2 rRNA genes are annotated in these 3,361 nt (G+C 56.8%); both read left to right on the top strand.

Annotated elements, in window-relative coordinates:
• Nucleotides 1–55: 55 nt before the first annotated feature.
• Nucleotides 56–3,164 (top strand): 23S ribosomal RNA (locus tag HUW36_RS28725).
• A 74-nt stretch (nt 3,165–3,238) separates the two neighbouring features.
• Nucleotides 3,239–3,355: ribosomal RNA gene (gene rrf, locus HUW36_RS28720) — 5S ribosomal RNA — on the top strand.
• Nucleotides 3,356–3,361: the final 6 nt, after the last annotated feature.

Here is a 3,361-nt window from a genome sequence, read left to right as displayed (position 1 = left end):
GGGTTGTGGGTTGGTTGTTTGTTGAGAATTGCACAGTGGACGCGAGCATCTTTGTGGTCAAGTTGTCAAGGGCGAACGGTGGATGCCTTGGCACCAGGAGCCGATGAAGGACGTGGGAGGCCGCGATAGGCCTGGGGGAGCTGTCAACCAAGCTGTGATCCCAGGGTGTCCGAATGGGGAAACCCGGCATCAGTCATGTGATGTCACCCGCACCTGAACACATAGGGTGTGTGGGGGGAACGCGGGGAAGTGAAACATCTCAGTACCCGTAGGAAGAGAAAACAAATAGTGATTCCGTGAGTAGTGGCGAGCGAAAGCGGATTGAGGCTAAACCGGCTGCGTGTGATACCTGTCAGGGGTTGCGTGGTTGGGGTTGTGGGACCCTGCTGGACAAGCTGACACTTGTTCGAGAAGTTACAAAGCTGGTGGCTAGTCGAACAGTCTGGAATGGCTGACCGTAGACGGTGATAGTCCGGTAGGTGAAAGTTGCCAGTCTTCTGTGGGTGTTCCCGAGTAGCGGCGGACCCCTGAAATCTGCCGTGAATCTGCCAGGACCACCTGGTAAGCCTAAATACTTCCTGGTGACCGATAGCGGACGAGTACCGTGAGGGAATGGTGAAAAGTACCCCGGGAGGGGAGTGAAATAGTACCTGAAACCGTTCGCCTACAATCCGTCGGAGCCTTGCGGGGTGACGGCGTGCCTTTTGAAGAATGAGCCTGCGAGTTAGTGGCATGTGGCGAGGTTAACCCGTGTGGGGGAGCCGTAGCGAAAGCGAGTCTGAATAGGGCGAACATAGTCGCATGCTCTAGACCCGAAGCGGAGTGATCTAGCCATGGGCAGGCTGAAGCGCGGGTAAGACCGCGTGGAGGGCCGAACCCACCAACGTTGAAAAGTTGGGGGATGACCTGTGGTTAGGGGTGAAAGGCCAATCAAACTCCGTGATAGCTGGTTCTCCCCGAAATGCATTTAGGTGCAGCGTCGCGTGTTTCTTGCCGGAGGTAGAGCACTGGATGGTCTAGGGGGCCCACAAGCTTACCGAAATCAGCCAAACTCCGAATGCCGGTAAGTGAGAGCGCGGCAGTGAGACTGCGGGGGATAAGCTTCGTAGTCGAGAGGGAAACAGCCCAGATCACCAGCTAAGGCCCCTAAGCGTGTGCTAAGTGGAAAAGGATGTGGGGTCGCATAGACAACCAGGAGGTTGGCTTAGAAGCAGCCACCCTTTAAAGAGTGCGTAATAGCTCACTGGTCAAGTGGTTCCGCGCCGACAATGTAGCGGGGCTCAAGCACACCGCCGAAGCTGTGGCATTCACATTTTTACTTCGCGGCGCCTTGATGTGCCGTGCAGGTGTGTGGATGGGTAGGGGAGCGTCGTGCCGGGGGTGAAGCAACGGGGTGACCTAGTTGTGGACGCGGCACGAGTGAGAATGCAGGCATGAGTAGCGAAAGAAGGGTGAGAAACCCTTCCGCCGGATGACCAAGGGTTCCAGGGCCAGGCTAATCCGCCCTGGGTGAGTCGGGACCTAAGGCGAGGCCGAGAGGCGTAGTCGATGGACAACGGGTTGATATTCCCGTACCCGCGAAAGAGCGACCCTGACGAACCTCGTTGTGCTAACCACCCAAACCGTGGATGACTTTCGGGTCTGATGCGGGGAGCGTGGGAACCTGGCGGGTAGTAGTCAAGCGATGGGGTGACGCAGGAAGGTAGCTGATCCCGGCCGGTGGTTGTGCCGGGGTAAGCGTGTAGGCCGTACCGTAGGCAAATCCGCGGTGCATATAGGCTGAGACGTGATGCCGAGCCGATTCAGGTGAAGTCAGTGATCCTATGCTGCCGAGAAAAGCCTCTAGCGAGTTCTGAGCGGCCCGTACCCCAAACCGACACAGGTGGTCAGGTAGAGAATACCGAGGCGATCGGGCGAACTGTGGTTAAGGAACTCGGCAAATTGCCCCCGTAACTTAGGGAGAAGGGGGGCCGGAGACGTGAAGCCCCGCGCGGGTGGAGCGTTGTATGGCCGCAGAGAGCAGGGGGAAGCGACTGTTTACTAAAAACACAGGTCCATGCGAAGAAGTAATTCGATGTATATGGACTGACGCCTGCCCGGTGCTGGAACGTTAAGGGGACCTGTTAGCTCTTCGGGGCGAAGCGGAGAACTTAAGCGCCAGTAAACGGCGGTGGTAACTATAACCATCCTAAGGTAGCGAAATTCCTTGTCGGGTAAGTTCCGACCTGCACGAATGGCGTAACGACTTCCCCACTGTCTCAACCACAGGCCCGGCGAAATTGCATTACGAGTAAAGATGCTCGTTACGCGCGGCAGGACGGAAAGACCCCGGGACCTTTACTATAGCTTGACATTGGTATCTGAATTAGCTTGTGTAGGATAGGTGGGAGCCGGTGAAGTCCATACGCCAGTATGGGTGGAGGCAATCTTGAAATACCACTCTGGTTGATTTGGGTATCTAACTTCGGACCGTTATCCGGTTCAGGGACAGTGTCTGGTGGGTAGTTTAACTGGGGCGGTTGCCTCCTAAAGGGTAACGGAGGCGCCCAAAGGTTCCCTCAGCCTGGTTGGCAATCAGGTGTTGAGTGCAAGTGCACAAGGGAGCTTGACTGTGAGACTGACAGGTCGAGCAGGGACGAAAGTCGGGACTAGTGATCCGGCACTGGCATGTGGAAGCGGTGTCGCTCAACGGATAAAAGGTACCCCGGGGATAACAGGCTGATCTTCCCCAAGAGTCCATATCGACGGGATGGTTTGGCACCTCGATGTCGGCTCGTCGCATCCTGGGGCTGTAGCAGGTCCCAAGGGTTGGGCTGTTCGCCCATTAAAGCGGTACGCGAGCTGGGTTTAGAACGTCGTGAGACAGTTCGGTCCCTATCCGCCGTGCGCGTAGGATACTTGAGAAGGGCTGTCCCTAGTACGAGAGGACCGGGACGGACGAACCTCTGGTGTGCCAGTTGTCCCGCCAGGGGCACGGCTGGTTAGCTACGTTCGGAAGGGATAACCGCTGAAAGCATCTAAGCGGGAAGCTCGCTTCAAGATGAGGTATCCCACCCACTTTGTGGGGTAAGGCCCCCAGCTAGACGACTGGGTTGATAGGCCGGAAATGTAAGCCCGGTAACGGGTTCAGTTGACCGGTACTAATAGGCCGAGGACTTGACTACCAAGCTGCTACGCGTCCACTGTGCAACTCTGAACAAACACCACCCGTGTGGGTTGGTTGACATGTTCATAGAGTTACGGCGGTCATGGCGGAGGGGAAACGCCCGGCAACATTCCGAACCCGGAAGCTAAGCCCTCCAGCGCCGATGGTACTGCACTCGGGAGGGTGTGGGAGAGTAGGACACCGCCGGACAATCTT

The sequence above is a fragment of the Micromonospora maritima genome (assembly GCF_902825405.1).
Classification (GTDB): Bacteria; Actinomycetota; Actinomycetes; order Mycobacteriales; family Micromonosporaceae; genus Micromonospora; species Micromonospora maritima.
Note: the sequence above shows the minus strand (reverse complement) of the source record. Positions and strands in the feature narration are given on the sequence as shown.